The organism is Massilia luteola, from assembly GCF_034420155.1.
Lineage (GTDB): Bacteria > Pseudomonadota > Gammaproteobacteria > Burkholderiales > Burkholderiaceae_D > Telluria > Telluria luteola.
In genome coordinates, this window is record NZ_JAXOFN010000001.1 from 396,188 (window position 1) to 421,603 (window position 25,416).

Sequence of the window (25,416 nt, forward strand, 5' to 3'; positions counted from 1 at the left end):
CCGGACAGCGGGCGGCATTTCCATTTCCGGACCGGACGACCATGTACGCGAACACACCCGATTCACCCGCCGATTACCTCGTCCTGCACGGCACTCACAGCTCGCTCGTGCTGGAATTGCATGCGGACGAGGCGCCGCTGTGGCGCTACTGGGGCCCGCGCCTGCCCGACGATGTCGTCCCCGGCGCCCCGCTGCGTGCCGGCCGTCCGCTGCCCAGCTTCATGCTCGACTTCGACCAGCCGTTGACCGTGCTGCCGACGTTCGGCGTCGGCTGGTTCGGGCAGAGCGCGCTGCTCGCGCACCGCGCCGGCACCGCGTTCGCGCAGGCGTTCAGCGCGTGCACGGTCGAGTGGATCGAGCCGGGGCGCGCCGTCGTGCTGCACCTGACGGACGAAGTGGCGCAGCTGCGCGCCGACATCACCCTGCGCCTGGATGCCGCCAGCGACGTGCTGGTCGCGCGCACGGCGCTGACGAATCTCGGCACGACGCCGCTGGACGTGCAGTGGCTGGCGGCGCTGACCCTGCCGCTGCCCGGCGATTGCGCGGCGGTGCGGTCGTACGCGGGCCAGCACCTGCACGAATTCATGCTGCAGGTCGACCCGCTGTCGCGCAGCCTGTGGCGGCGCGAGAACCGGCGCGGCCGCACGTCGCACGACTGCTTTCCCGGCGCGGTCGTGTGCGCGCCCGGCGCGGGCGCGGACGGTGGGGCGGTCTACGGCGCCCACCTCGCCTGGTCGGGCAACCACCAGCAGACCATCGAATGGCTGCACGACGGCCAATACCAGTGGCAGCTCGGCGAATGGCTGGCGCCCGGCGAAGGCTGGCTGGAACCGGGCCACACGCTTGAGACACCCGAGGTCGTGGCGTCGTTTTCGAATGCGGGTTTGAACGGCCTGGCCGCGAACTTCCACGCCGAGCTGCGCGCGCGCCTCGACTGGCCGGGCGGCCGCATGCGTCCCCGTCCCGTGCACCTGAACACGTGGGAAGGCTTTTATTTCGACGTGCATCCGGAGCCCGTCAAGCAGCTGGCCAGCGCCGCGGCGCGAGTCGGCATCGAACGCTTCGTGCTCGACGACGGCTGGTTCCACGGCCGCCACCACGACCGTGCCGCTTTAGGCGACTGGTGGCCCGACGAGACCAAATTCCCCGACGGACTGGGCGATCTGGTCGCGCACGTGACCGGCCTGGGCATGGAATTCGGCCTGTGGTTCGAACCGGAGATGATCAACCCGGACAGCGACCTGCATCGCGCCCATCCCGACTGGCCGCTGCGGCTCGCGGGGCGGCCACTGCTCACGGCGCGCAACCAGCTCGTGCTGGACATCGCGCGGCCCGAGGTGGCCGACTACCTGTTCGACAGGATGTCCGGGCTCCTCGCCGCGCATCCGATCCGCTACATCAAATGGGACCACAACCGCGACCTCACGACGGCCGGACTGCACGACGGCCGGCCGGGCTACCGCGCCCAGGTGCTCGCGTTCTACGCGCTGCTGGCGCGCCTGCGCGCGGCGCATCCGGACGTGGAAATCGAAAGCTGTTCCGGCGGCGGCGGGCGCATCGACTTCGCCGTGCTGCGCCACACGCACCGCGTCTGGACGAGCGATTGCATCGACGCCGTGTCGCGCACGAGCATTCAGCGCGGCTTCCTGCAATTCTTCCCGCCCGAGATCATGGGCGCGCACGTGGGGACGGCGCCCGCCCACACGACGGGCCGCAGCCAGGCGATGGCCTTCCGCGCGGCCGTCGCCCTGCCGGGCCACCTGGGCGTGGAGCTCGACGTGCGCGCGCTGGGCGCGGCGGAGACGTCCGAACTGGCGGCCTGGATCGCGCTGTACAAGCGGCTGCGCGACCGGCTGCACGCGGGGCGCGTCTGGCTGGGCGACGGGCAGGACGGCCTGCAGTGGCAGGCGCACGGCGATGCCGGCGACCTGCTGCTGTTCGTGGTCAGGCGCGAGCCGAGCACGCACCGCTACACCCCGCCGCTGCGCCTGGCCATGCTGGACGCCGGCGCGCGGTACCGCGTGAAGGAAGTTCGGCCCGACGGTGTTCCGGAAACGGGCCGGCGCGCGCCCCTGCTGGATGCGATCGGCGGCGCGGACGGCGCGTCGTTCAGCGGCGCCTGGCTCGCCCACGCCGGCCTGCCCGTGCCGCGCGGCCAGGCCGAAACGGTGTGGATCGTGCGCCTGCAACAGGAGGATCGCCGTGACGGCCAATGACCGGAGATTGCGCGGCATCGTCATCGTCGGCGGCGGCTCGGCCGGCTGGATGGCGGCGGCCGCCCTGTCGGCGGTGGTCAACGACGGTTGCACGGTCACGCTGATCGAGTCGGAAGAGATCGGGACGGTGGGCGTCGGTGAGGCGACCATCCCGCCCATCAAGATCTTCAACCAGACGCTGGGCCTGGACGAAGCGGAATTCCTGCGCCGCACGCAGGGCACGTTCAAGCTGGGCATCGAGTTCGTCGACTGGGCCAGGGCGGGGCGGCGCTACTTCCACCCGTTCGGCCCGCACGGCATGCAGTTCGATGCCGTGCCGCCGCACCAGTACTGGCTGCGCGGCCGCACGGCGCCCGGCGCGCCGGCGCTGGACGAGTATGCGATGGCGTGGGCCGCCGCCAGCCGCGGACGCTTCGACAAGCCGTCGCGCGACCCGCGCGAGGTCGCGTCCACGTTCGACTATGCCTACCACTTCGACGCCGGCCTGTACGCGGCCTACCTGCGCGAGGTCGCGCAAGGGCGCGGCGTGCGCCGGCTGGAGGGCCGCATCGTCGGCGTCGACCTGCGCGGCGCCGACGGCTTCGTCGAGGCGGTGCGGCTCGCGGACGGCAGGGCCATCGCGGGCGACCTGTTCATCGACTGCTCGGGCTTTCGCGGCCTGCTGATCGAAGAGGCGCTGCACACGGGCTACGAGGACTGGAGCGCCTTTCTGCCATGCGACCGCGCCATGGCCGTGTCCAGCGCGCCGGATGGCGACCCCGCGCCGTACACGCGCTCGACGGCGCGCGCGGCCGGCTGGCAATGGAAGATCCCGCTGCAGCACCGGGTCGGCAACGGCTACGTCTATGCCAGCACGTACCTGTCGGACGACGAAGCGGCGAGCACGCTGCTCGCGAACCTGGACGGTCCGGCGCTCGCGCAACCGCGCGCGCTGCGCTTCGTGACGGGACGCCGCAAGCGCTTCTGGCACCGCAACGTCGTCGCGCTGGGCCTGGCGAGCGGCTTCATGGAACCGCTGGAGTCGACCAGCCTGCACCTCGTGCAATCGGGGATCTCGCGCCTGCTCGCGCTGTTCCCCGACCGCGACTTCGACCCGTTCGTCATCGACGAATACAACCGGATCGGCGTCAACGAGTACGAGCGCATCCGCGATTTCCTGATCCTGCACTACAAGCTGACGGAACGCACGGACAGCCCGCTGTGGCGGGCCTGCGCCGCGCTGGACATCCCCGACACGCTGGCGCGCAAGATCGAGCACTTCAGGCGCTACGGCCGGCTGGTGAGCGAGGGCCCGGAACTGTTCGGGAACGCCAGCTGGCTCGCGGTGCACGTGGGGCAGCTGAACTGGCCGCGGCGCCACGATCCGCTGGCCGACCTGCGCGGCGTGGACGGCGCCGCGATGCTGGCGCGCCAGCGCGACGCGATGGCGCGTGCGGCGGACGCGATGCCGACGCACGCGGACTTCATCGCGCGCTACTGCGCCGCACCGCGCCGCCCGTAGGGTGGGCGGCCCTCCGCCACGCGTGACGTCTGCGTCGTGTTGGCGTCACGCGTGGGCACGTTTCGTTTGCGGCCCCCGGCCTCGAACGCCCACCCTACCGGCGCAGGTGCCAGCTCGTGCTGAGGAAGTCGGCGTTCATGGCCGGCAGGATCAGGCCGGCGTACATCAGCTGGTCGCCGCCGTACGTCTTGCCGTCCGCCGCGCAGACGTATTGCGCGGCCGGATCGAGGCCGCGCAGGCGCAGCCAGTCCAGCGGCGCGTTCGCTTCCGCCAGCACGTGCACGTACACGACGAACGCTTCCGACTGGTCCTTCGCGACGACCATCCACGCCGTGTCGTTGCCTTCGAACGGGCTGCGCAGCCGATGGAAATCGCCGAACTGGATCAGGCCCCGCAACGCCTTGTACTGCGCCACCTGGCGCTTGATTTCGGCCTTGTCCTCGGGCCCCATCTTCGTCAGGTCGAGCTCATAGCCGAAATTGCCCGACATCGCCACGTTGCCGCGCGTGCGCAGCGGCGTGACGCGGCCGACCTGGTGGTTCGGCACGGCCGACACGTGGCTGCCCATCGCCGACAGCGGGTACACGAGGCTCGTCGCGTACTGGATGCGCAGGCGGCTGATGGCGTCCGAATTGTCGCTGGTCCAGGTCTGCGGCATGTAGTACAGCATGCCGGGATCGAAGCGGCCGCCGCCCGACGCGCAGCTTTCGAACAGCACGTTCGGGAAACGGCTCGTCAGCGTGTCGAGGATGCCGTACAGGCCGAGCATGTAGCGGTGCGCCGTCTCGCGCTGGCGCGCGGGCGGCAGCAGGCTCGAGCCGATCTCGCTCATGTTGCGGTTCATGTCCCACTTCACGTAGGCGATGGGCGCCGAGCGCAGCACGGCGCTGACGGCTTCCAGCACATGGGCGCAGACGTCCTTGCGGCTCAGGTCCAGCACGAGCTGGTGGCGCTGCTCGGTGCGGTCGTGGCCGGGCACGTGCAGGCACCAGTCGGGGTGGGCGCGATACAGGTCGCTGTTCACGGAAATCATCTCGGGCTCGAACCACAGCCCGAACTGCATCCCCAGCTTGTTGACGCGTCCCGCGAGGTCGGCGAGGCCGGCCGGCAGCTTGCGCTTGTCGACGACCCAGTCGCCGAGCGACGAGTGGTCGTCGTCGCGCTTGCCGAACCAGCCGTCGTCCAGCACGAACAATTCGATCCCGAGGTCGCTGCCCGCCCTGGCGATGGCTTCGAGCTTGGTGGCGTCGAAATTGAAATACGTCGCTTCCCAGTTGTTGATCAGGACCGGGCGCGTCTTGTCGCGGTAAGTGCCGCGCGCCAGGCGGCTGCGATACAGGCCGTGATAGGTGCGCGACATCGCGTCCAGGCCGGCGGCGCTGTAGACCATCACCAGCTCGGGGGCCTGGAACGACTGGCCCGGTTCGAGAAGCCATTCGAAATCGAAGTCGTTGATGCCCATCGAGACGCGCGCCGTGCGGTACTGGCCGACCTCGACGCGGGCCGCGAAGCTGCCGCTGTAGACGAGCGAAAAGCCGTAGACCTCGCCGTGGTCTTCGCCGGTGCCCGGCGCGAGCAGGGCGATGAACGGATTGTGTTCCAGGCCGCTGGCGCCGCGCCGGCTTTCGATCCCTTGCATGCCCGGCTCCAGGCGGCGCCGGACGATCTCGCGCTCGCGCGCCCAGTCGCCGGACAGGTGCAGCAGTTCGAAATTCGCGTGCGGGAAGTCGACGGCGGCGCTGTACGCGCGCGCCAGCCGCAGCGGCGTGCGGCCGTCGTTCGTGAAGCGCACCGAGCGCGCGATGGCGTCATGGCCCGCGAACGCGGTGTAGCTGAGGACCGCCACGAGGCCGGACGGCGCGTCGCGCAGCGTGATTTCCAGCGTGGTCGCTTCGCCGTTGCCCTCGACGTAGGTGGCGGGCAACCCTTCCAGCCGGGGTTTGCCGGCGACGATGCGGTGGCTCGCATAACGCAGATCGGTGACCGTCGTGCCGTTGGCCAGCCGGACCTGGTAGGCCGGATGGCGGAAGTCGCCGGTGCCGTAGCCGGGGAATTCCTGCGGCTGCGTGTTGGGCGAAAAATCGCGGTCGCCGAGGTCCGCATGGGCCGGCGCCACGGCGTCCTCGTGGCCGTTGCGCATGCCGGGCCAGGAGGCCGAGTGCAGGCGGCGGCCCCAGTACACGTGGGCCAGCATGCCGCCCGCGAGCACCTGCAGGATGTAGCTGGTGGACGGCGTGCGCAGGTGGAAGGTGCGCTGCTGCGGGTCGTACGCGATCGTTGCCGTGTCGGATGCGCCGGCGGCCGCGCTGCCGGCAGGTGCGGGCTGGCCCGCATCCGCGAGCGCCGCGCTTGCGTTGATCGCGCCGAGGCCCGCGAACATCGCCTGCAGGACGGTGCGGCGGCGCGGCCGCGCGGGCCCGGTGGGTGGAGTCGTCGTTGTGGTCTGGTCCATGCAGGGTCCTCGTGTCAGGCGGCGAGCCAGTGATCGATGAAGGGGCGATAGAAGTCCAGGCTGGATGGTACCGCACCTGCGATGCAACACGCGGCGCCGGCGAATTGGTTGGCGCGCACGAGCGTCTCTCCCAGCGGCCAGCCGCGCGCGCGGCCGACCAGGAACACGGCGGAAAACGCGTCGCCCGCGCCGACCGTGTCGACCAGGGTGCCGGGCATGCGCGCCGGCGGCGCCGCGACGAACGCGCCGTCCGCGCCGAAGAACACGGCGCCGCGCGCGCCCAGCGTGACGATCAGCCCTTGCAGGTTGAAGATCCGCAGCAGGGTGGCGCAGGCGCTCTGCACTTCGGCGTCGCCCATGTCCTCCGTGGACGGCCGCAGGTGGGTGTACCAGCCGAACAGGTCCTGCAATTCCTCTTCGTTGACCTTGACGACGTCGGCCGCGTGCAGCGAGCGGTACACGCAGCGTTCGGTGACGTGGCCCGCGCGCACGTTCAGGTCGAGGTAGCGCAGCGCGGTGTCGGCCTCCAGCAGGCGGGCGAGGGTCCGCTGCGATTGCGGCGCGCGCTGCGCCAGCGTGCCGAAATACAGCGTGCCCGGCGCCGCCGCGGCGACGGCGGCCAGCGCGGGACCGGCCTCGATCGCGTCGTAGGCCTGGTCTTCCAGGATCGTGAAGCGGTGGTTGCCGCCGTCCGCGCTGCGCTCGACGAGCACGCGGCCGGTCGGCCGTTCCGCGTCGACCTGCACGCCGGCGAGGTCCATGCCGAAGCGCGCGCAGTCGGCGCGCACGCGGCCGCCGTTCGCATCGTCGCCGACCCGGGTCAGCATCAGCGCGGCCTGGCCGAACGCGGCCAGGTGCCGCGCCACGTTGAACGGGGCGCCGCCCAGCACCTGGTGGTCGCCGAAATCGTCGACCAGCGCTTCGCCGAACACGGCGATCGTTGTTGTTGAATGCTCCATCTCCATCCTTGTTGTCGTTGTCAGGTCAAGGGCTGGCCGGTCGCGCGGTCCAGCCAGACGCACTCCCACGGGCGCAGCACACGGCCGCCCGGCGCCGCCGCCACGGCGCGCTCCGAAAAGTTGAACAGGCCCAGGAAGCGCGTGCCGCGTGCCAGCGCGAGCAGGGCCGGGTCGGACGTGTCGAGCGCCGCGCACGGCACGCCGGCCGCCAGGTCGGGATGCCGGTTGCGCAACGCGATCAGGCGCCGCAAGCCGGCGTGGATCGGCCCCGTCGCGGCTGTGTCGGCGGGAAACGCGGCGCGCTGCACCCAGCGGCTGTCGTGCGCGCGGGCGGGGTCGAGCAGGTAGTCGTGGTCGTTGACCATGCCCAGTTCGTCCCCCATGTACAGCATCGGCAGGCCGCCGAAGGCCAGCGCCAGCGCGTGCAGCAGCAGGACGCGGCGGACGGCGGCCTCCGGGTCCGCATGCCGCAAGCCGCACAGCGAGGCAGCGGTGCCGTTCGTCGCGAGGCCGCCCTGGAACGCGACGCCGTCGGCGAAGCCGCGCCCGCCGTTGTAGAAATCGGCGACCGCCGCCAGCCGGCCGATGTTCCCGGCCTCGGGCTGCAGGTGCTTCCAGCCGATGTCGTCGTGGCAGCGCACATAGGTCACCCAGCTGGTATGCGGCGGCAGCGCGGGCGTGCCGTCGACGACGGCGCGCACGAGCCCCGCGTCCTGCTCGGCCAGCGCGGCCCAGCCGGCCGTCATCAACGTGCTGTGGTAGGCGAGGTGGCACTCGGGCGCGTCCGCCGTGCCGAAGTAGGCGGGCAGTTCGCGCGTCGGCACGATGGCTTCCGCTTTCAACAGCACGCCGGGCGCCGCGATGGCGACGAGGGTGCGCAGCGCCTGCAGCACCGTGTGGGCCTCGGGCTGGTTCATGCAGTCGGTGCCGGGGCGCTTCCACAGGAACGCGGTGGAATCGAGCCGGAATACGTCGACGCCGCGATTCGCCAGCCGCAGCAGCGCCGCCGCCACCGCCGCGAACAGCGCCGGGTTGGCGTAGTTCAGGTCCCACTGGAACGGGTAGAACGTCGTCCAGACCCAGCCGCCCATCGTCGCATCGAACGTGAAGTTGCCGGGAGCCGCGTCGGGGAAGACCTGGCCCAGCGTGCGCTCGTACGCGTCGACCTGCTCCCGTTCGGGCAGCACGTGGAAAAAGCCGCGCAGGCGTTCGTCGCCCGCGCGGGCGCCCGCTGCCCACGGGTGATCGTCGGCGACGTGGTTCAGGATCAGGTCCGAGCACAACGACATGCCGTTCGCGCGCAGGCTGGCCGCGAGGTCCTCCAGGTCGTCCATGGTCCCCAGGCGCGGATCGACGTGGTCGAAGCTGGCCACCGCGAAGCCGCCGTCGCTCTCGCCGGCGCGCGGCTTCAGGAAGGGCAGCAGGTGCAGATAGGTCACGCCGAGGTCGCGCAGGTGCGGGATGCGGGCCGCGACCCCGCGCAGGTCGCGGCCGAAACGGTCGACGTAGGCGCTGTAGCCCAGCATCGTGGGAGCGCAGAACCAGTCGGGCTGCCGTTCGCGCGCGCCGTCGAGCGCCAGCAGCGCCGCGGGACGCGCGGCCACCAGGCGCCCGGCTTCGGCCAGCAGCGCGGCATACCACGCGTCGTGGCCGGGCAGGTGGCCGTACAGGCGGTGCAGGCGTTCGCGCAGGATGCCTTCGTGGCGCTTGAGCCGCCGTTGCAGGGTGTCGTGGAGCCCGGCGGGCAGTGCGTCCAGCATGGCGGAAAACGGATCGGACATCGTGGTCATGGAACTCGCATCAAGAATTGGCAAAGACGGTCGCGCATCGTCGGTGTGGCAATTATTTCCTAAAAAAGAAATAATTACAATCGATTGCAATTGAAATTGCAGCGAATTTTCTGCTCGCGATGCTTTAGTGTGGCATTTTAAATGCAAACGATTGCATTCGACTGGCCGCGAAATTGCCGGCCCGATATCGCGCGGTGGACAGTCCGGCGTACAATCACCCGACGGTACGTACGAGCGTCTACTTACGAGGAGTTGCCATGGAAACGACGAAGCGCATTCCCGCGACGGGCGACGCGGGCCGGCTGGTCTTGCGTGTGGTGCTTGCGATCCTGCTGCTGTTTCACGGCGTGTCGAAGGTCATCGGGGGCGTCGGCTTCGTCGCCGGCATGCTCGCGAAGGTCGGCCTGCCGGCCAGCCTGGGCTACCTGGTCTATATCGGCGAGGTGGTCGCGCCGGCGCTGATCCTGGTCGGCCTGTTGACGCGCGCGGCCGCGCTGATCGTCGTCGTCAACATGATCGTGGCGCTGCTGCTGGTCCATACGGGCCAGTTCTTCTCGCTGTCGGAGACCGGCGGATGGGCGCTCGAATTGCAGGGGATGTACCTGGGCAGCGCGGTGGCGCTGGCCCTGCTCGGGGCAGGGCGCTACAGTATCGGCGGGGCGGACGGCCGCTGGAATTGACGGCCTGGCGGTTCAGCGGGCAGGCGCCGGCGGCAGGGCCGCCACGTTGTCCATGCCCGTCGGCGTGAGGTCGGGATCCCAGCCGCCGCCGAGCGCCTTGTAGGCCGCCACCGCGGCGCATGCCGCATCCGTCTGCGCCTCGGCGCGGGCGTCGGCCGTTTGCAGCAGGGTCTCGTCGGCGCGCAACACGTCGATCAGGCTCGCGGCACCCCGCTGGTACGCCGCGAACGACGACGCGCGCGAACGCGCGAGCGCATCCTCGCCGCGCACGAGGACGGCCGTCTGCCGCGTGCGGTTGGCCAGGGCCGAGAAGGCGTTCTCGACGTCTTCCGTCGCATGCAGCACGGCGAGGCGGTAGGCGGCGAGCGACTCCGCTTCGCGGCCTCTGGCCTGGGCGATCCGGGCGTCGATGCGGCCGAAGTCGAACAGCCGCCACCGCACGCCGAGCACGGCCGCACTTTGGCTGGCGCCGCCGCCGAACAGGTTCCCGCTCGACAGGGTCGTCGCGCTGCCAAGCAATGCCCCGAGCGACACGTGCGGATAGTATTCCGCCAGCGCCGCGCCGATGCGCGCATTCCCGGCGGCCACGCGGCGCTCGGCGGCGATCAGGTCGGGCCGGCGCTGCAGCAGGTCGGCGGGCGCGCCCATCGCGCCGATGGCCGGCGCCGCCGGAATGGCGGCGGGCGTCCGCAATGCGTCGCGGTGCGTGCCGGGCGGCGTGCCGAGCATGACGTCCAGCGCGTTCAGTGCCGCATCGAGGCCGGTCTGGAGCGCGGGCACGGTGGCCTCGGCCTGCGCCAGCTCGCCTTCCGACTGGCGCACCTGGTAGTCGGGCGCCACGCCCTTGTCGTGCAACAGCCCGACCTTGGCGAGCAGGTCGCGGCGCGTCCGCACCCGGCGCTGCGCGATGTCGAGGCGGGCCTGCAGGCCGCGGATGCTGATGTAGATGTCCGCCGTCTGCGCCGCCACGGCGAGCCGGGCGGCGACGGCGTCCGCCTTCGACGCCTGGTAGTCGGCCAGCGCGGCCTCGCGCCCGCGGCGCAGGCCGCCGGATACATCGATTTCCCAGCTGGCCGCGACGTTCGCGTCGTAGGCGTTGCCCCAGCGGTCGTTGCCGGGCGTCGCGGCGAGGACGCGGCCGAGCGGGGTTTCGGCGGACTGGTACGCGCGCGTGGCGGAGCCGGCGACGGTCCCGGACGGCAGCAGCGCCGCGTTGGCCGCGCCCAGCCCGGCGCGCGCCTGGGCCACCCGGTCGGCGGCCTGGGCCAGGTCGAGGTTCCGCGCCAGCGCCTGCGCGACGACATCCGCCAGTTGCGGGTCGCCGAATGCCTGCCACCACGCCGTCAGTTCGGTTGCCGGCTTCTGCGGGACAGCGGCCTGGCCGAGGTAGTGGTCCGGGAGGGGCGCCTCCGGACGCCGGTAGTCGGGGCCGACGGCGCAGCCTGTCGCCGTGACGGCAATCGCGGCTGCCGTGAGCAAGCGGATCGGGAACATGGAGTATCCTTCGAAATATGGTGACTAGTGACCATAATACGCATTAGTCACATTTTGTCAAACTCCCGAGCTACGCGTTAAGCTATCGCCATGAACACACCTGCCCACACCGCACCCCCGACCCGGGGCCCGTCCGACCACGACGTCCGTAGCCAGATCGTCGCTGCCGCCACCGAGTACTTTGCCCGCTACGGCTATGAAAAGACGACCGTGTCGGACCTCGCCAAGGAGATCGGCTTCTCGAAGGCGTACATCTATAAATTTTTCGAGTCGAAGCAGGCTATCGGCGAAGTCATCTGTACCAATCGCCTGGACGACATGCGCCGCGCCGTCGACGCCGCCATCGCGGACGCTACCAGCGCGTCGGATCGCTTCCGCCGCATGTTCCGGGCGTTCGTCGACGCCGGGACGCAGCTTTTCTTCGGCGACCGCAAGCTGTACGACATCGCGGCAACGGCCGCCCTCGAGCCCTGGCCATCCGTGCGCGCCTACGAGCGCTACGTCGAAGAGCTCGTCGTGCGGATCGTCCGCGAAGGGCGCGAGTCCGGCGAATTCGAACGCAAGACGCCGCTGGACGAGACGGCGAACGCCATCTGCCTCGTCATGAAGCCCTATATCAGTCCCTTGCTGCTGCAATACAACCTGGACGGCGCCCAGGACGCGACCGTGCACCTGTCCAACCTCGTCCTCAGGAGTCTCGCGCCATAATTCGTCGCTGTGACCATTGACTTATTTGGTCACTAGTATAAAAATGAGGGCTTTCTTGCCAAAGGAGCTCCCATGTCCATTCGCCCACGGGGTACGCATCTGATGTATGCGTTACCGCTCATCCTGGCGGCGTGCGGCGACAAGCCGCCAGCCGATCCGCGCACGGCGGCGCCGCTGGTCGAGACCGTCCTCGTCCAGGGCGCGTCGTCCACCGCGCTGTCGTTTTCCGGCACCGTCGGCGCGCGCGTCCAGAGCGATCTGGGCTTTCGCGTGCCCGGCAAGGTCGTGCAGCGCCTCGTCGACGTCGGCCAGGCCGTCCACCGTGGCCAGCCGCTGATGCGCATCGACCCGATCGACCTCGGCCTGCAGGCCCGGGCCCAGGCCGAATCCGTCGCGGCCGCCCGCGCGCGCGCGCGCCAGGCGGGCGACGACGAAGCCCGCTACCGCGACCTGGTGGCGGAGGGCGCCGTGTCGGCGTCGGCATACGAGCAGCTCAAGGCCGCGGCCGATTCGGCCAAGGCGGCGTTGAGCGCCGCCGAGGCCCAGTACGACGTCGCGCGCAACGCGGCCGGCTATGCGCTGCTCGTGGTGGACGCGGACGGCGTCGTCGTCGACACGCTGGCGGAGCCGGGCCAGGTCGTCGGCGCCGGCCAGACGGTCGTGCGCCTGGCCCACGCCGGGCCGCGCGAGGCGATCATCCATCTGCCCGAGACGGTACGCCCCCGCATCGGCACGGAGGCGCAAGCCACGCTGTACGGCGGGCAGGGCGGCGGCCGGGCCAGGCTCAGGCAGCTTGCCGACGCCGCCGACCGCCTCACGCGCACGTACGAGGCGAAATACGTGCTCGACGGCCCGCTGGCCGACGCGCCGCTGGGGGCGACCGTCACCCTGCGCCTGGACGGGAACGACGCGGATGGTGCGAAGGCGCTGCAGGTGCCGGCGGCCGCGGTCCTGGACGCGGGCAAGGGCAGCGGGGTCTGGGCCGTGACGGGCGATCCGGCGAAGGTGACGTGGCGCCGCGTCAACGTGCTCGCGATCGGCGACGACATGGCGCGCGTGCGGGGCGACCTGAAGGCCGGCGAGCGCGTGGTCGCGCTGGGTGCCCATCTGCTGCACGAGGGTGACAAGGTGCGCGATAACGTGCGCGACAAGGCGAACGCCGCCGGCGCGCCGCGGCAGGTGGCTTCCGCCGCGCCCGGAGGCGTGCGATGAGCCACTTCAACCTGTCGGCGCTGGCCGTGCGCGAACGGTCCGTCACGCTGTTTCTCATCCTGCTCGTCTCGCTGGCGGGCGTGCTGGCCTTTTTGAAGCTGGGCCGCGCGGAAGACCCGCCGTTCACGGTGAAGCAGCTGACGGTGATTACCGCCTGGCCCGGCGCCACCGCCCGCGAGATGCAGGACCAGGTGGCCGAGCCGCTCGAAAAGCGCATGCAGGAACTGCGCTACTACGAGCGCGCGGAAACCTATACCCGTCCGGGGCTCGCGTTCACGACGGTCACGCTGCTGGACAGCACGCCACCATCCGAGGTGCCCGACCAGTTCTACCAGGCCCGCAAGAAGCTGCAGGACGTGCAGGGGACGCTGCCGGGCGGCGTCATCGGCCCGATGGTGAACGATGAATTCGCCGACGTGACGTTCGCGCTGTACGCGCTGAAGGCGCGGGGCAAGCCCGCGCGCCTGCTCGCGCGCGATGCCGAGACCTTGCGCCAGCGGCTGCTGCACGTGGCCGGCGTCAAGAAGGTCAACATCATCGGCGAGCAGGCGGAGCGCATCTTCGTGTCGTTCTCGCACGACCGCCTCGCCACGCTGGGCATCGCCCCGCAGGAGATCTTCGCGGCGCTGAACGCGCGCAACGTGCTCACGCCGGCCGGTTCGATCGAGACGAAGGGCGCGCAGGTGTTCGTGCGCGTGGACGGCGCCCTGGATGAACTGCAGAAGATCCGCGACACGCCCGTCGCGAGCCAGGGCCGCACGTTGAAGCTGTCCGACATCGCGACGGTGGAGCGGGGCTACGAAGACCCGGCCACGTTCCTCATCCGGAACAACGGCGAACCGGCGCTGCTGCTGGGCATCGTCATGCGCGACGGCTGGAACGGGCTGGACCTGGGCAAGGCGCTGGATGCCGAGGTCGCGTCCATCAACAAGGACGTCCCGCTGGGCATGAGCCTGACGAAGGTGACCGACCAGGCCGTGAACATCAGCGGCGCCGTCGATGAATTCATGGTCAAGTTCTTCGTCGCGCTCCTCGTGGTGATGGTGGTCTGTTTCGTCAGCATGGGCTGGCGCGTGGGGCTCGTCGTCGCGACGGCCGTGCCGCTGACGCTGGCCGCCGTGTTCGTCGTCATGGCGGCGACCGGCAAGAACTTCGACCGCATCACGCTCGGCTCCCTGATCCTCGCGCTGGGCCTGCTCGTCGACGACGCCATCATCGCCATCGAAATGATGGTCGTGAAGATGGAAGAGGGCTACGACCGCGTGCAGGCATCGGCGTATGCGTGGAGCCACACGGCGGCCCCGATGCTGTCCGGCACCCTCGTCACGGCCATCGGCTTCATGCCGAACGGCTTCGCGAAATCCACGGCGGGCGAGTACACGAGCAATATGTTCTGGATCGTGGGCATCGCGCTGGTGACGTCGTGGATCGTCGCCGTCGTGTTCACGCCCTACCTGGGCGTGAAGCTGCTGCCGGCGATACCGAAGGTCGAAGGAGGTCATCATGCCATCTATGACACGCCCAACTACAACCGGTTCCGGCGCCTGCTGGGCACCGTGATCCGGCGCAAATGGCTGGTCGCGCTGATCGTGATCGGCACGTTCGTGCTGGCCGGCGCCGGCATGGCCGTCGTGAAAAAGCAGTTCTTCCCGACGTCCGACCGTCCCGAGGTGCTGGTCGAGGTCCAGATGCCGTACGGGACGTCGATCGAACGGACGTCGGCGGCGACGGCGCAGGTCGAGGCGTGGCTCGCCCGGCAGAAGGAAGCGCGCACCGTCACGGCCTACGTCGGACAGGGCGCGCCGCGGTTCTACCTGGCGATGGCGCCCGAGCTGCCCGATCCGTCGTTCGCCAAGATCGTGATCCGCACCGACAATGAAGCGGAGCGCGAGGCGCTCAAGCTGCGCCTGCGCGCGGCCGTCGCCGACGGCCTGGCGCCGGCCGCACGGGTGCGCGTCACCCAGCTCGTGTTCGGTCCGTATTCGCCGTATCCGGTGGCGTTCCGCCTGTCCGGCCCCGATCCGGACACGCTGCGCGCCATCGCGGACAAGGTCGAAGCCGTGCTGCGCGCCAGCCCGCAGATGCGCACCGTGAACACGGACTGGGGCAACCGCGTGCCGACCTTGCATTTCACCCTCGACCAGGACCGCCTGCAAGCCGTCGGCCTGACATCGGCCAGCGTGGCCCAGCAGCTGCAATTCCTGTTGAGCGGCATTCCCGTCACCGCGGTGCGCGAGGACATCCGGTCGGTGCAGGTGGTCGCGCGCGCAGCCGGCGCCGTGCGCCTGGACCCGGCCCGGATCAATGCCTTCACGCTGGTGGGCGCGGCCGGGCAGCGCATTCCGTTGTCGCAGGTCGGCGCCGTCGACATCCGTCCGGAAGAGCCGGTGCTGCGCCGCCGCGACCGCGTGCCGACGATCACGATCCGCGGCGACATCGCGGAAGACCTGCAGCCGCCGGACGTGTCGGTGGCGATGGAGAAGGCGCTGCGGCCCGTCGTCGCCGCGCTGCCGCCCGGCTACCAGCTGACGATGGCGGGGTCGATCGAGGAGGCCGGCAAGGCGAATGCCGCCCTGTTGCCGCTGTTTCCGGTCATGCTCGCGTTCACCCTGCTGATCATCATCTTCCAGGTGCGCTCGATCGCGTCGATGGTGATGGTGCTCGCGACCAGTCCTCTCGGCCTGATCGGCGTCGTGCCGACCCTGCTGCTGTTCCGCCAGCCGTTCGGCATCAACGCGCTGGTCGGCCTCGTGGCGCTGTCCGGCATCCTGATGCGCAACACGCTGATCCTGATCGGGCAGATCGACCACAACCGGGCGGAAGGACTCGGTCCGTTCGACGCCGTCGTCGAAGCGACGGTGCAGCGGGCGCGGCCCGTCATCCTGACGGCGATGGCGGCGATGCTCGCCTTCATTCCGCTGACCCATTCGGTGTTCTGGGGCACGCTCGCGTACACGCTGATCGGCGGCACGTTCGCGGGCACGATCATGACGCTCGTGTTCCTGCCGGCGATGTACGCGATCTGGTTCAGGATCGTGCCGGCCGCCGAGCGGACGCCCGCACTGGCGGCCGCCCCGGCCTGAGGGCGGTAAAAAAAAGCCCGGGCGGGCCGGAAGGCCGCGCCCGGGCTGTTCGCCGCGAGAACCGGTCAGAACTGGTTCATGGTGTTGTGCTTGCCGCCGGCCTTCAGCGCGGCCTCGCCGCTGAAGTAATCCTTGTGGTCGTCGCCGAGGTCCGAACCGGACATGTTCTGGTGCTTGACGCAGGCGATGCCCTGGCGGATTTCCTTGCGCTGCACGCCCGCCACGTAGCCCAGCATGCCCTGGCTGCCGAAGTAGTCCTTGGCCAGGTTGTCGGTCGACAGGGCGGCCGTGTGGTACGTCGGCAGCGTGATCAGGTGGTGGAAGATGCCGGCCTCGCGCGCCGCGTCGGCCTGGAACGTGCGGATCCGTTCGTCGGCGACCTTCGCCAGGATCGATTCGTCGTACTCGGCGCTCATCAGGTGCGCGCGGTCGTAGGCCGAGACGTCTTCGCCGCGGTCCTTCATGCCGTCGTACACCTGCTGGCGGAAGTTCAGGGTCCAGTTGAACGACGGACTGTTGTTGTACACGAGCTTCGCGTTCGGGACGACCTTGCGGATCTCCTTCACCATGCCGCCGATCTGGCCGATGTGCGGCTTCTCGGTCTCGATCCACAGCAGGTCGGCGCCGTTCTGCAGCGAGGTGATGCAGTCGAGCACGCAGCGCGCTTCGCCGGTGCCTTCGCGGAACTGGAACAGGTTGCTGGGCAGGCGCTTCGGACGCAGCAGCTTGCCGCCGCGCTGGATCACGACGTCGCCGTTCGCCAGCGCCGTCGGCGCCACTTCTTCCACGTCCAGGAAGCTGTTGTACTGGTCGCCCAGGTCGCCAGGCTCGCGGGTCACGGCGATCTGCTTGGTCAGGCCGGCGCCCAGCGAGTCGGTACGGGCCACGATGACGCCGTCGTCCACGCCCAGTTCGAGGAACGCGTAACGCACGGCGCGGATCTTGGCCAGGAAGTCCTCGTGCGGGACCGTGACCTTGCCGTCCTGGTGGCCGCACTGCTTTTCGTCCGACACCTGGTTCTCGAGCTGGATGCAGCAGGCGCCCGCTTCGATCATCTGCCTGGCCAGCAGGTACGTCGCTTCCGCGTTGCCGAAGCCGGCGTCGATGTCGGCGATGATGGGCACGACGTGGGTGACGAAGTTGTCGATCTTGTCCTGGACGGCGGCGCGGGCCGCGCCTTCGGCGTTGTCCAGCTGGCGGAACAGGCCGCCCAGTTCACGCGCGTCGGCCTGGCGCAGGAAGGTGTACAGCTCCTTGATCAGGGCCGGGACGGCGGTCTTTTCGTGCATCGACTGGTCCGGCAGCGGGCCGAAATCCGAGCGCAGCGCGGCGATCATCCAGCCCGACAGGTACAGGTAGCGGCGATCGGTGTTGTTGAAGTGCTTCTTGATCGAGATGAGCTTCTGCTGGCCGATGAACCCGTGCCAGCAGCCCAGCGACTGCGTGTACTGCGACGAATCGGCGTCGTAGTTCGCCATGTCGCGGCGCATGATGGCCGCCGTGTAGCGGGCGATGTCGAGGCCGGTCTTGAAGCGGTTCTGGGCACGCATGCGGGCCGCGGATTCGGGATTGATGGCATCCCAGCCGCTGCCGTAGCGCTGCTTGAGGGTGGCGATGGCCTGGATATCGTTTTGGTACTCGGACATGTCGAACTCCATGAAAAGTGAATCGAAGTGGGTGAATCGCATGGGTTCATCATAAGAGATCTGTGCGCGTATATCTTCTGTCTTATATAAGACTTGTAATTAAAAATAGATCATTTAATTCAATGAGTTAAGTCAAGCATTCCGCAATGCGGCAAGTAATTTTGCGGACTGGAATATTCGTGCGACCTTTTGGACGCTCGAAATCTCACATCGTGGAACGGTATTCAGCCGAGTGAAAAATGGCCGGGATTGGCCGGCGCAAAATGGAGGGGCGAAAAAAAAGCCCGCTGTGTGGCGGGCTTGAATCTATTTTCTTGGAGGAAGATAGAGGAGACAGGAAGCATGATGCTGCATTGCGTCATTTCCGTCCAATGATGAGTGGTGATAGCAGTCATCCGGCTAGCGCATGTCTGCCCGATGCCGCAGGGAATGAAGACGCCGTCGGGCCCGCTGGTATGATGCCGGTATCGATACATCATGTAATGAATCGGGAGCGCACCGATGAGCCGCCAATTCGACGACATCTTGCTCGGCAGCATCGAGCTGTTCTGCTCCGCCGCGGAACTGGGCAGCTTCACGGCCGCGGCGACGGCGGCCGCGGTCACGCCGGCCGCCGTCAGCCGGGCCGTATCGCGGCTGGAAGCGCGCCTCGGCGTGCGGCTGTTCGTGCGCACGACGCGCACCCTGAACCTGACCGAAGCGGGCCGCGAGTACTTCGACCAGTGCCGCCAGGCGCTGGCCCAGCTGGTCGAGGCCGAGCGGGCCGTCACCGGGCGCCAGAGCGCGCCGTCCGGCCTGCTACGCATCAGCATGCCCACGCCGTACGGCCACTACCGCGTGCTGCCGCTGCTGCCGGCGTTCACGCGCCGCTATCCGGACGTGAAGGTCGATTTCCACCTCAGCAACCGCAACGTCGATTTCGGCGACGAAGGCTTCGACCTCGCGATCCGCGGCCGCGCGCCGGCCGATTCGACGATGATCGCGCGCGCGCTGGAAGACGCGGAGCTGGTCGTCGTCGCGGCGCCCGCGTACCTGAAGCGCGCGGGCACGCCGGCAACGCCGGACGCGCTGCGCGACCATAACTGCATCCAGTTCGCGCTGCCCAGCACGGGGCGCAACATCCCGTGGCTGTTCAAGGCGGACGGCGAAGACGTCGAATTGGGTACGAATGGCCTGTACGGCTGCGCCGAGGACATCCTGGGCGCCGTGACCCTCGCGCGCGCGGGCGGCGGCATCTTCCAGACCTACCGCTTCATCGTCGACGCCGACCTCCGAGCGGGCGATCTCGTGGAACTGCTGCCGGCCTACGGCGGCCGCGCGCGTCCGTTCTGCCTCATCTATCCGCACAACCGCCACGTGGCGCTGCGCGTGCGCGCCTTCGTCGATTTCCTCGTCGAGCACCTGCGCGACACCCGCCGCACGGGCAGGCGATTCATTACATGATGTATCGATTGTCTTTCTTGAACCCATCTTTTTCCACGTTCGGCTTGTTCCTATAGTTGTCTCCATGGACGGCGCAACCGGCGCCGCCCGGACAACCAAGGAGAAGAGCATGAACGCAGCAGCACAGCAACGTCGTACGGTCGTCATCACGGGCGCCTCGAGCGGCATCGGCCTCGCGCTGGCCCGCGCCTACCTGGAGCGGGGCGACAACGTCGTCGGCAATGCCCGCGGCGCGGCGCGCCTGGACGAAGCGGCCGCGCAGCTGGGCAACCCGGCCAACTTCGTCGGCGTCGCCGGCGACGTCGCCGACCCGGCCACCGCGCAGGCCCTGTTCGCGACGGCGATCGCCCGCTTCGGCCAGGTCGACATCCTGATCAACAACGCCGGCATTTTCACGGCGAAACCGTTCCCCACCTATACGCCGGACGAAGTCGACCGCCTCGTCGACACGAACCTGAAAGGCTTCTTCTACCCGTCGCAACAGGCCGCGGCGCACATGACGGCCCGTGGCGGCGGCCATATCGTGACCATCACGGCGAGCATCGCCGTGCAGCCGAACGCCAGGGTGCCGGCCCTGCTGCCGGTGCTCGTGAAAGGTGGCCTGAACAGCGCGACCCGCGCGCTGGCGCTGGAACTGGCCGCGCACGGCGTCAAGGTGTCCGCGGTCGCGCCGGGCATCATCGAGACCCCGCTGCACGCCGACTACGAGGGCACGCGCGCCTTCTACAACACGCTGGCGCCGAGCGGCACGACCGGCACGACGGACGACGTCGTCGACGCCGTGCTGTACCTGACGGACGCCCGCTTCACGAGCGGCGTCGTGCTGGGCGTGGACGGCGGCGCGACCGCCGGCACGTGGTGACCGGCGCAGCGACAAGGAGACCAGCATGCCCTATATCCTCATCCAGGTGACCGACGACGGCGTCACGCAGGAACAAAAGGACGCCCTGATCGCCGGCGCGACCGATCTCATGGTGACAGTCCTGAACAAGGATCCGGAGGCCACGTTCGTCGTCATCGACGAAGTGAACCCGGATAACTGGGGGCACGGCGGCGAGGCCGTGACCAGGCGCCGCCGGCGCGCGGCGGCCGGCTAGCACGTTGCCCGCGCAGACGCCTCCATCCAAAGACGGAGCCGTAATCGGGGCCGCGGGTGTAGATTCGGGCGATCCGAATCCATCGCAAAGGAATACCCATGACGACCCCCGACCTCGACCTCACCCATGCCCCCGCCGCGCGCGCCGCATCCGCGCCGGCCTTCGACCACGCGGTGCGCACGGCCGGGCGGATGCTGGTCGGCGTGCTGTTCCTGTGGGCCGGCATCGACAAGGTGACGGGCTGGCAGGGCGCGCTGCAGGAAGTGGTGGCGGGCGGGCTGCCGGCGCCCACCTTGATGCTGGCGTTGACGATCGTGCTGCAGGTGGCGGGCGGCGCCGCGATCGTCGCGGGACGCTGGTTGCGGCCCGGCTGCTGGGCGCTGGCCGGGTTCACGGCGCTGGCGACGGTGTTGTATCACGGCTTCTGGCACGCGGCCGGCGCGGCGCGGCATGCGGAGCTCATTCCGTTCATGGAGCACGTGTGCATCGTGGGCGGGTTGCTGGTGGTGTCGACGCTGGAGACGCGGCGCGGCTGACCGTCGCGCCGACGGTTCGCCGTCCACGCGTTCAACCTCCGCCGGCGCGGACGCGACCAATTCGACGGTACGTATCACCGCGTGGGCGGAGGGCCGCCCACCCTACCCGATATGCCGGTCGGTACCCCGTGCCCACGCGATTCACCACCCACGCGGGCCCGCGCCGCCGCATGCCGAACGGCGGCCACCCCGGTGCCCGCCGATTCAATCCGCCAGCGCGGCCCGCCACACCACCCGGTTGCGGCCTTCCTGCTTGGCGCGGTACAGGTGCTCGTCCGCCGCCTCGAACAATTCGGCCGCGCTTTCCGGGCCGTGTCCGCCGAGCGTCACGCCGCCCACGCTGACCGTCAGCACCGGCGCCACCTGCGACGCCGCGTGCGGCATTTCCAGCGCGGCGATCCTCGCGCACACGTCGTCCACCACGTGGCGCGCCTGCACGGTGTCCGTGTCCGGCAGCAGGAGCACGAATTCCTCGCCGCCGTAGCGCGCCGCCAGGTCGGCCGGGCGGCGCAGGCCGGCGGCCGCCGTGCGCGCGACGGCGCGCAGGGCGCGGTCGCCGGCCGGGTGGCCGTAGTAGTCGTTGTACTGCTTGAACGCATCGATGTCGAGCAGCGCCAGCGACAGCGGCCAGCCGTTGCGCTGGGCGCGCTGCCATTCCTGCGCGTACAGCTCGTCGAAGCGGCGCCGGTTGGCGAGTTCCGTCAGGCCGTCCACGTGCGCCAGGCGTTCCAGCATGCGGCGCTGGCGCACGAGCTGCAGGTGCAACGCCACGCGCGCCATCACGACGGTGGCGTTGAACGGCTTCGCGATATAGTCCGCGGCACCCAGCTTGAGGCCGTTCGCCTCGTCTTCCGGGCGACCGAGGCCGGAGATGAAGATGACGGCGATCTGCTCCAGCTGCGGATCGGCGCGCAGCCGGCGCAGCACTTCGTAGCCGTCCAGGTCGGGCATCATCACGTCGAGCAGGACGAGGTCCGGCGCATGGCGCGCGGCCCGTTCCAGCGCCTGTTCGCCATTCTTCGCCAGCAGCACCGTGTATTCCGGCTTGAGCAGCTCGGCCAGCACCTGGCGGTTGATCGGGTCGTCGTCGGCGATCAGGACTTTTTGCGGTTCGACGTGGTTCACGATGCGGCCTCCATCTGGGTGTCGACGGCACGCTCCAGCGCGTCGAGGTGGACCAGCGCGCGCTCGTACTCGATCTCGTCGACCGCGGCGCGGATGGCGGAAAGCGGCGCCGCGTGGCGCGCGTCGGTCAGCACGCCCTGCAGCTCGTCCAGCGCATCCTCGGCGCGCGCGTCGTCCGTTTCCAAGAAGCCGCGCAGGCGCGCCAGCAGGGCGCCGGCATCGAGGCCGCTGACGGCCGGCGCGTGGGCGGCGCCGATGCGGGCCAGGCCCGACAGCACGCTGTCCAGCGCCACGATCAGGTCCGGCGCCAGCACGGACACGCGCTCGGCGCGGCCGGAGCGCAGGTCCTCCTCGAGCGTGCCGGCCAGCACCGCGAGCGGCGCCGCGCCGATGTAGGCGGCGCCCGATTTCAGGTTGTGCGCGAGCGCCTGCAGCGGCGCGTAGTCGCCGTGCGCCAGCGCGTCGCGCATCGACTGCGGCGCGTTCACGTACTCTTGCAGGAAGCCGGCGATGCGACGGCGCAGGCGCTGCTGCTGGCCGCCGGCGGCCGCCAGCGCGCGGTGCCAGTCGACGCCGCGCACGGCCGGCAGGCTCGCAGCGGCGGCCCCGGCCGGCGCCGGTTCGACACGCGCCGCGTGCGCGGGCGCGCGGCCGGCCAGGCGGGCCGGGGCTATCCATTTCAGCAGGGTGCGCAGCAGCAGGTCCGGATCGATCGGCTTGACGACGTGGTCGATCATGCCGGCGGCCAGGCTCTTTTCGCGGTCGCCGGCCATCGCGTGCGCCGTCATGGCGACGATCGGCAGCGCGGCGCAGCCGGGCAGGGCGCGGAGGGCGCGGGTCGCGGTGAAGCCGTCCATCCCGTGCATCTGGATGTCCATCAGCACGAGATCGTAGTCGCCGTCCTGCGCCATGCGGATGGCTTCCGGGCCGCTGGCTGCGGCGTCGACCCGCATGCGCGCCACGGCCAGGAAGTCGAGCGCCACCTCGCGGTTGTTGGCGTTGTCGTCCACCAGCAGGATGCGCGCGCCGGCCAGCCGGTCGGCGTCGGGCCGCTGGCCGAAGGCGGGTTGCGCGGCCGCCCCGGCCGGCGCGGCGAGGTCGGGGCGCAGCACCTGCAGCAGGCTGTCGTACAGCAGCGCCGGGCCGACGGGCTTGGTGAGGAAGCCGGACAGCGGCAGGTCGCCTTCCTGCTGCAGCACGCCTTCGCGGGTGCAGGCGCTGACCATCAGGATGGCGGGCGGCGCGGTGAAGCGGGCGTCGGCGCGGATGCGGCGGATGGTCTCGACGCCATCCCAGCCCGGCATCATGTAATCCATCAGCACCACCTGGTACGGGGCGCCGTCCTGCACGGCCTGCGCCAGCCGGGCCAGCGATTCCTCGCCGGACGCGACGGCGTCGGCCTGGATGCCGAAGCCGTCCAGCATCTCGACGAGGGCGTCGCGCGCGCCGGGGCTGTCGTCGACGACCATCACGCGCATGCGCTGCAGCGCGGCGCCCGGGGCCGGCGCGGCCGTGCTGTCCGCGTCCGCGATGCCCAGCGGGACCGTGAAGCTGAAGCGGCTGCCCACGCCCGGCGTGCTCGTGACGGCGATCGTGCCGCCCATCAGTTCGACGAGCTGCTTCGAGATCGACAGGCCGAGGCCCGTGCCGCCGTATTTGCGGGTGATCGAATTGTCGGCCTGGGTGAAGGACTGGAACAGGCGCGCCAGCTGGTCGGCGTCCATGCCGATGCCCGTGTCGCTGACGGCGAAGCGCAGCACGACGCGGCCGGCCTCGCGTTCGACCACGTCGACGGCGACGGCGATCTCGCCTTCCTCGGTGAACTTGACGGCGTTGTTGGTCAGGTTGATCAGCACCTGGCCCAGGCGCAGCGGATCGCCCACGAGGCGGCCCGGCACGCCGCGCGGCACGCAGAACACGAGTTCCACGCGCCTGGCGTCGGTCTTGATGGCGGCGATGCTGGACAGGTGTTCGAGCATGTCGTCGAGGTCGAACGGCACGGCGTCGAGCGTCATGCGGCCGGCCTCGATCTTGGAAAAGTCGAGGATGTCGTTGATGATGCCCAGCAGGTGCTCGCCCGCGCCGAGGATCTTCCCGAGGTAGTTGCGCTGCTTCGGCGTCGGGTCGGCCATCAGCGCGAGGCGGCTCATGCCGATGATCGCGTTCATCGGCGTGCGGATCTCGTGGCTCATATTGGCCAGGAATTCCGATTTCATGCGGGTCGCCGCCTCGGCGCGCAGCATGGCGTCCTGGATGCTCTTCGTGCGCAGGCCCAGGATGCGCATGAACACGAGCATGTCGAACGTGCCGCCGAACTGGGTGGAGTTCAGCGTCCAGTAGGTCGCGTCCAGGCCGCCCTTGATGACTTGCGCCTGGATGGCCGAGCTGATGAAGCTCGCGGCCCAGCCGACGAGGAAGTAGATGCCGACCGTGTCGCCGCGGCGCGCGCGGTTGAACGCGCCGGGGAGGCCCAGCAGCATCGGCATGATGCCGAGCGACCCGATGATGGCGACCAGCGCGCCGTCCTCGATCAGGCCGAGGCCGAAGGCGGTGGCGGCGATCACGCACAGCACCGCGCCGGTCTGCATCAGGCGCGGGAAGATGCGGTCGACGCCGGGGCGCGTCAGCGCTTCGCCCACGAACAGGTAGCCGCCGCAGGCCGTCATCAGCGAGACGATGCCGGTGGCGTGCACCGTGGCCCACCGGCTGGTGCCCCACAGGTATTCGGCGCCGAGGCCCCACCAGGCGATGTTGTACAGGGCCAGGCCGCCGATCAGCAGCGAATACTTGGCGAACAGGATCTCGCGCAGGTTGACCCATTGGGCCAGGCTGTACAGCAGCAGGCACAGGAACAGGCCCGTGAGGATGCCCTGCACGAGCCGGTCGCGCAGCGCATTTTCGTAGAACGTGCCCGGCTTGTCGAAGCTGATCGGCAGGATCTTGGGACCGTTGGTATCCACGCGCAGCAGCACGTCGTAGCGCACGCCCGGGTCCAGGTGCAGGAGGAAGGCCGGCACCGGGCCGCCGCGGGCGATCGGGCCGCGCTCGCCCGCGCGCTCCGACCCCGCCTGCGCATGGTGCTCGACGTGGCCGGCGCGCGCGAGCCAGAGGTCGACGCGGTTGAGCAGGCCGAAGTCGACCTTGAGCGCCCACGCGCCGTCGCTGCCCGCCGTCGCCTGCACGGGGACGCGCACCCACACCACGCCTTTCTCCATGCCCAGCGTGGCGTAGGCCGCATGCGGCACCGTGAAGCGTCCCGGCACCGCGACGAGATCGGCGGCGTCGAGGCGGCCTTCCGGATCGCGCAGCACCGTGACGGCGGGCCAGGCTTCGACGTGGGCGGCGGCGTCGTCCAGCACGAGCGGCGCCTGTGCGGCCCGCGCCATGCCCAGCACGGACAACAGCACAAGCAGCAGCGCGAGCGCGAGCCGGCGCGGGCCGCGCGATGGGGTCGATAAAGGCAGTGCGAACATC

General features: G+C 69.8%; 17 protein-coding genes. 10 read left to right on the forward strand and 7 right to left on the reverse strand.

Annotated elements, in window-relative coordinates:
- The first annotated feature begins 41 nt into the window (after positions 1 to 41).
- Positions 42 to 2,216 (forward strand): alpha-galactosidase, encoded by a 2,175-nt coding sequence (locus tag U9J41_RS01880; RefSeq protein ID WP_322399885.1) that lies wholly within the window; start codon positions 42 to 44, stop codon positions 2,214 to 2,216.
- The gene (locus U9J41_RS01885) at positions 2,203 to 3,717 is read left to right on the forward strand and encodes a tryptophan halogenase family protein (protein WP_322399886.1); all 1,515 of its coding nucleotides are present in this window, start codon (positions 2,203 to 2,205) and stop codon (positions 3,715 to 3,717) included. The genes U9J41_RS01880 and U9J41_RS01885 overlap by 14 nt, the downstream gene beginning before the upstream one ends.
- A 94-nt stretch (positions 3,718 to 3,811) precedes the next feature.
- Here the strand turns inward: U9J41_RS01885 and U9J41_RS01890 are convergent, their stop codons facing one another.
- Genes U9J41_RS01890 through U9J41_RS01900 form a run of 3 tightly spaced genes read right to left on the reverse strand, consistent with a single transcriptional unit; the run spans position 3,812 to position 8,918 of the window.
- Positions 3,812 to 6,169, reverse strand: a complete 2,358-nt coding sequence (locus U9J41_RS01890) for an alpha-galactosidase (RefSeq protein ID WP_322399887.1) — start codon at positions 6,167 to 6,169, stop codon at positions 3,812 to 3,814.
- Between the two features lie 14 nt (positions 6,170 to 6,183).
- Positions 6,184 to 7,128: a PfkB family carbohydrate kinase gene (locus U9J41_RS01895; RefSeq protein WP_322399888.1), complete on the reverse strand. Its 945-nt coding sequence runs from the start codon at positions 7,126 to 7,128 to the stop codon at positions 6,184 to 6,186.
- Between the two features lie 20 nt (positions 7,129 to 7,148).
- On the reverse strand, positions 7,149 to 8,918 hold the full coding sequence (locus U9J41_RS01900; protein WP_322399889.1) for an alpha-amylase family glycosyl hydrolase: 1,770 nt from the start codon (positions 8,916 to 8,918) through the stop codon (positions 7,149 to 7,151).
- 257 nt (positions 8,919 to 9,175) lie between these two features.
- On the opposite strand from U9J41_RS01900, the gene U9J41_RS01905 reads away from it, so the two are divergent.
- Positions 9,176 to 9,598 carry a DoxX family protein gene (locus U9J41_RS01905; RefSeq protein ID WP_322399890.1) on the forward strand — a complete coding sequence of 141 codons (423 nt, stop codon included), beginning with the start codon at positions 9,176 to 9,178 and terminating at the stop codon, positions 9,596 to 9,598.
- Positions 9,599 to 9,610: 12 nt separating this feature from the next.
- Here the strand turns inward: U9J41_RS01905 and U9J41_RS01910 are convergent, their stop codons facing one another.
- Positions 9,611 to 11,092, reverse strand: a complete 1,482-nt coding sequence (locus U9J41_RS01910; RefSeq protein ID WP_322399891.1) for a TolC family protein — start codon at positions 11,090 to 11,092, stop codon at positions 9,611 to 9,613.
- 90 nt (positions 11,093 to 11,182) lie between these two features.
- Here U9J41_RS01910 and U9J41_RS01915 point away from each other — a divergent pair, with 90 nt between their 5' ends.
- The 3 genes from U9J41_RS01915 to U9J41_RS01925 all read left to right on the forward strand — a co-directional run bounded on the left by U9J41_RS01915 (position 11,183) and on the right by U9J41_RS01925 (position 16,095).
- Positions 11,183 to 11,800, forward strand: coding sequence for a TetR/AcrR family transcriptional regulator (locus U9J41_RS01915; protein ID WP_322399892.1), 618 nt, complete (start codon positions 11,183 to 11,185; stop codon positions 11,798 to 11,800).
- 72 nt (positions 11,801 to 11,872) lie between these two features.
- Positions 11,873 to 13,012: an efflux RND transporter periplasmic adaptor subunit gene (locus U9J41_RS01920; RefSeq protein ID WP_322399893.1), complete on the forward strand. Its 1,140-nt coding sequence runs from the start codon at positions 11,873 to 11,875 to the stop codon at positions 13,010 to 13,012.
- Positions 13,009 to 16,095, forward strand: a complete 3,087-nt coding sequence (locus U9J41_RS01925) for an efflux RND transporter permease subunit (protein ID WP_322399894.1) — start codon at positions 13,009 to 13,011, stop codon at positions 16,093 to 16,095. Before U9J41_RS01920 ends, U9J41_RS01925 begins: the two co-directional genes overlap by 4 nt.
- A gap of 65 nt (positions 16,096 to 16,160) precedes the next feature.
- On the opposite strand, the gene U9J41_RS01930 is transcribed toward U9J41_RS01925, so the two are convergent.
- Positions 16,161 to 17,741, reverse strand: coding sequence for an isocitrate lyase (locus U9J41_RS01930; RefSeq protein ID WP_322399895.1), 1,581 nt, complete (start codon positions 17,739 to 17,741; stop codon positions 16,161 to 16,163).
- Between the two features lie 501 nt (positions 17,742 to 18,242).
- On the opposite strand from U9J41_RS01930, the gene U9J41_RS01935 reads away from it, so the two are divergent.
- From U9J41_RS01935 to U9J41_RS01950, 4 genes are all read left to right on the forward strand, one after another.
- Positions 18,243 to 19,184, forward strand: a complete 942-nt coding sequence (locus U9J41_RS01935; protein WP_322399896.1) for a LysR family transcriptional regulator — start codon at positions 18,243 to 18,245, stop codon at positions 19,182 to 19,184.
- A 109-nt stretch (positions 19,185 to 19,293) separates the two neighbouring features.
- Positions 19,294 to 20,046, forward strand: coding sequence for an SDR family NAD(P)-dependent oxidoreductase (locus tag U9J41_RS01940; RefSeq protein WP_322399897.1), 753 nt, complete (start codon positions 19,294 to 19,296; stop codon positions 20,044 to 20,046).
- A gap of 25 nt (positions 20,047 to 20,071) precedes the next feature.
- On the forward strand, positions 20,072 to 20,281 hold the full coding sequence (locus U9J41_RS01945; protein WP_322399898.1) for a tautomerase family protein: 210 nt from the start codon (positions 20,072 to 20,074) through the stop codon (positions 20,279 to 20,281).
- Positions 20,282 to 20,379: 98 nt separating this feature from the next.
- Complete coding sequence (locus tag U9J41_RS01950) at positions 20,380 to 20,817, forward strand: DoxX family protein (RefSeq protein WP_322399899.1); 438 nt, start codon at positions 20,380 to 20,382, stop codon at positions 20,815 to 20,817.
- A 204-nt stretch (positions 20,818 to 21,021) separates the two neighbouring features.
- Here the strand turns inward: U9J41_RS01950 and U9J41_RS01955 are convergent, their stop codons facing one another.
- On the reverse strand, positions 21,022 to 21,942 hold the full coding sequence (locus U9J41_RS01955) for a diguanylate cyclase (protein ID WP_322399900.1): 921 nt from the start codon (positions 21,940 to 21,942) through the stop codon (positions 21,022 to 21,024).
- Entirely contained in the window at positions 21,939 to 25,415 is a 3,477-nt protein-coding gene (locus U9J41_RS01960) for a response regulator (RefSeq protein WP_322399901.1), read from the reverse strand. Before U9J41_RS01960 ends, U9J41_RS01955 begins: the two co-directional genes overlap by 4 nt.
- Between the last annotated feature and the right edge of the window lies 1 nt (position 25,416).

Coding starts and splice junctions, on each gene's coding strand:
- U9J41_RS01905 (WP_322399890.1), top strand. CDS start 9,176: ATGGAAACGACGAAGCGCATTCCCGCGACGGGCGACGCGGGCCGGCTG.
- U9J41_RS01895 (WP_322399888.1), bottom strand. CDS start 7,128: ATGGAGCATTCAACAACAACGATCGCCGTGTTCGGCGAAGCGCTGGTC.
- U9J41_RS01930 (WP_322399895.1), bottom strand. CDS start 17,741: ATGTCCGAGTACCAAAACGATATCCAGGCCATCGCCACCCTCAAGCAG.
- U9J41_RS01925 (WP_322399894.1), top strand. CDS start 13,009: ATGAGCCACTTCAACCTGTCGGCGCTGGCCGTGCGCGAACGGTCCGTC.
- U9J41_RS01900 (WP_322399889.1), bottom strand. CDS start 8,918: ATGACCACGATGTCCGATCCGTTTTCCGCCATGCTGGACGCACTGCCC.
- U9J41_RS01945 (WP_322399898.1), top strand. CDS start 20,072: ATGCCCTATATCCTCATCCAGGTGACCGACGACGGCGTCACGCAGGAA.
- U9J41_RS01915 (WP_322399892.1), top strand. CDS start 11,183: ATGAACACACCTGCCCACACCGCACCCCCGACCCGGGGCCCGTCCGAC.
- U9J41_RS01910 (WP_322399891.1), bottom strand. CDS start 11,092: ATGTTCCCGATCCGCTTGCTCACGGCAGCCGCGATTGCCGTCACGGCG.
- U9J41_RS01890 (WP_322399887.1), bottom strand. CDS start 6,169: ATGGACCAGACCACAACGACGACTCCACCCACCGGGCCCGCGCGGCCG.
- U9J41_RS01935 (WP_322399896.1), top strand. CDS start 18,243: ATGAGCCGCCAATTCGACGACATCTTGCTCGGCAGCATCGAGCTGTTC.
- U9J41_RS01920 (WP_322399893.1), top strand. CDS start 11,873: ATGTCCATTCGCCCACGGGGTACGCATCTGATGTATGCGTTACCGCTC.
- U9J41_RS01950 (WP_322399899.1), top strand. CDS start 20,380: ATGACGACCCCCGACCTCGACCTCACCCATGCCCCCGCCGCGCGCGCC.
- U9J41_RS01940 (WP_322399897.1), top strand. CDS start 19,294: ATGAACGCAGCAGCACAGCAACGTCGTACGGTCGTCATCACGGGCGCC.
- U9J41_RS01960 (WP_322399901.1), bottom strand. CDS start 25,415: ATGTTCGCACTGCCTTTATCGACCCCATCGCGCGGCCCGCGCCGGCTC.
- U9J41_RS01880 (WP_322399885.1), top strand. CDS start 42: ATGTACGCGAACACACCCGATTCACCCGCCGATTACCTCGTCCTGCAC.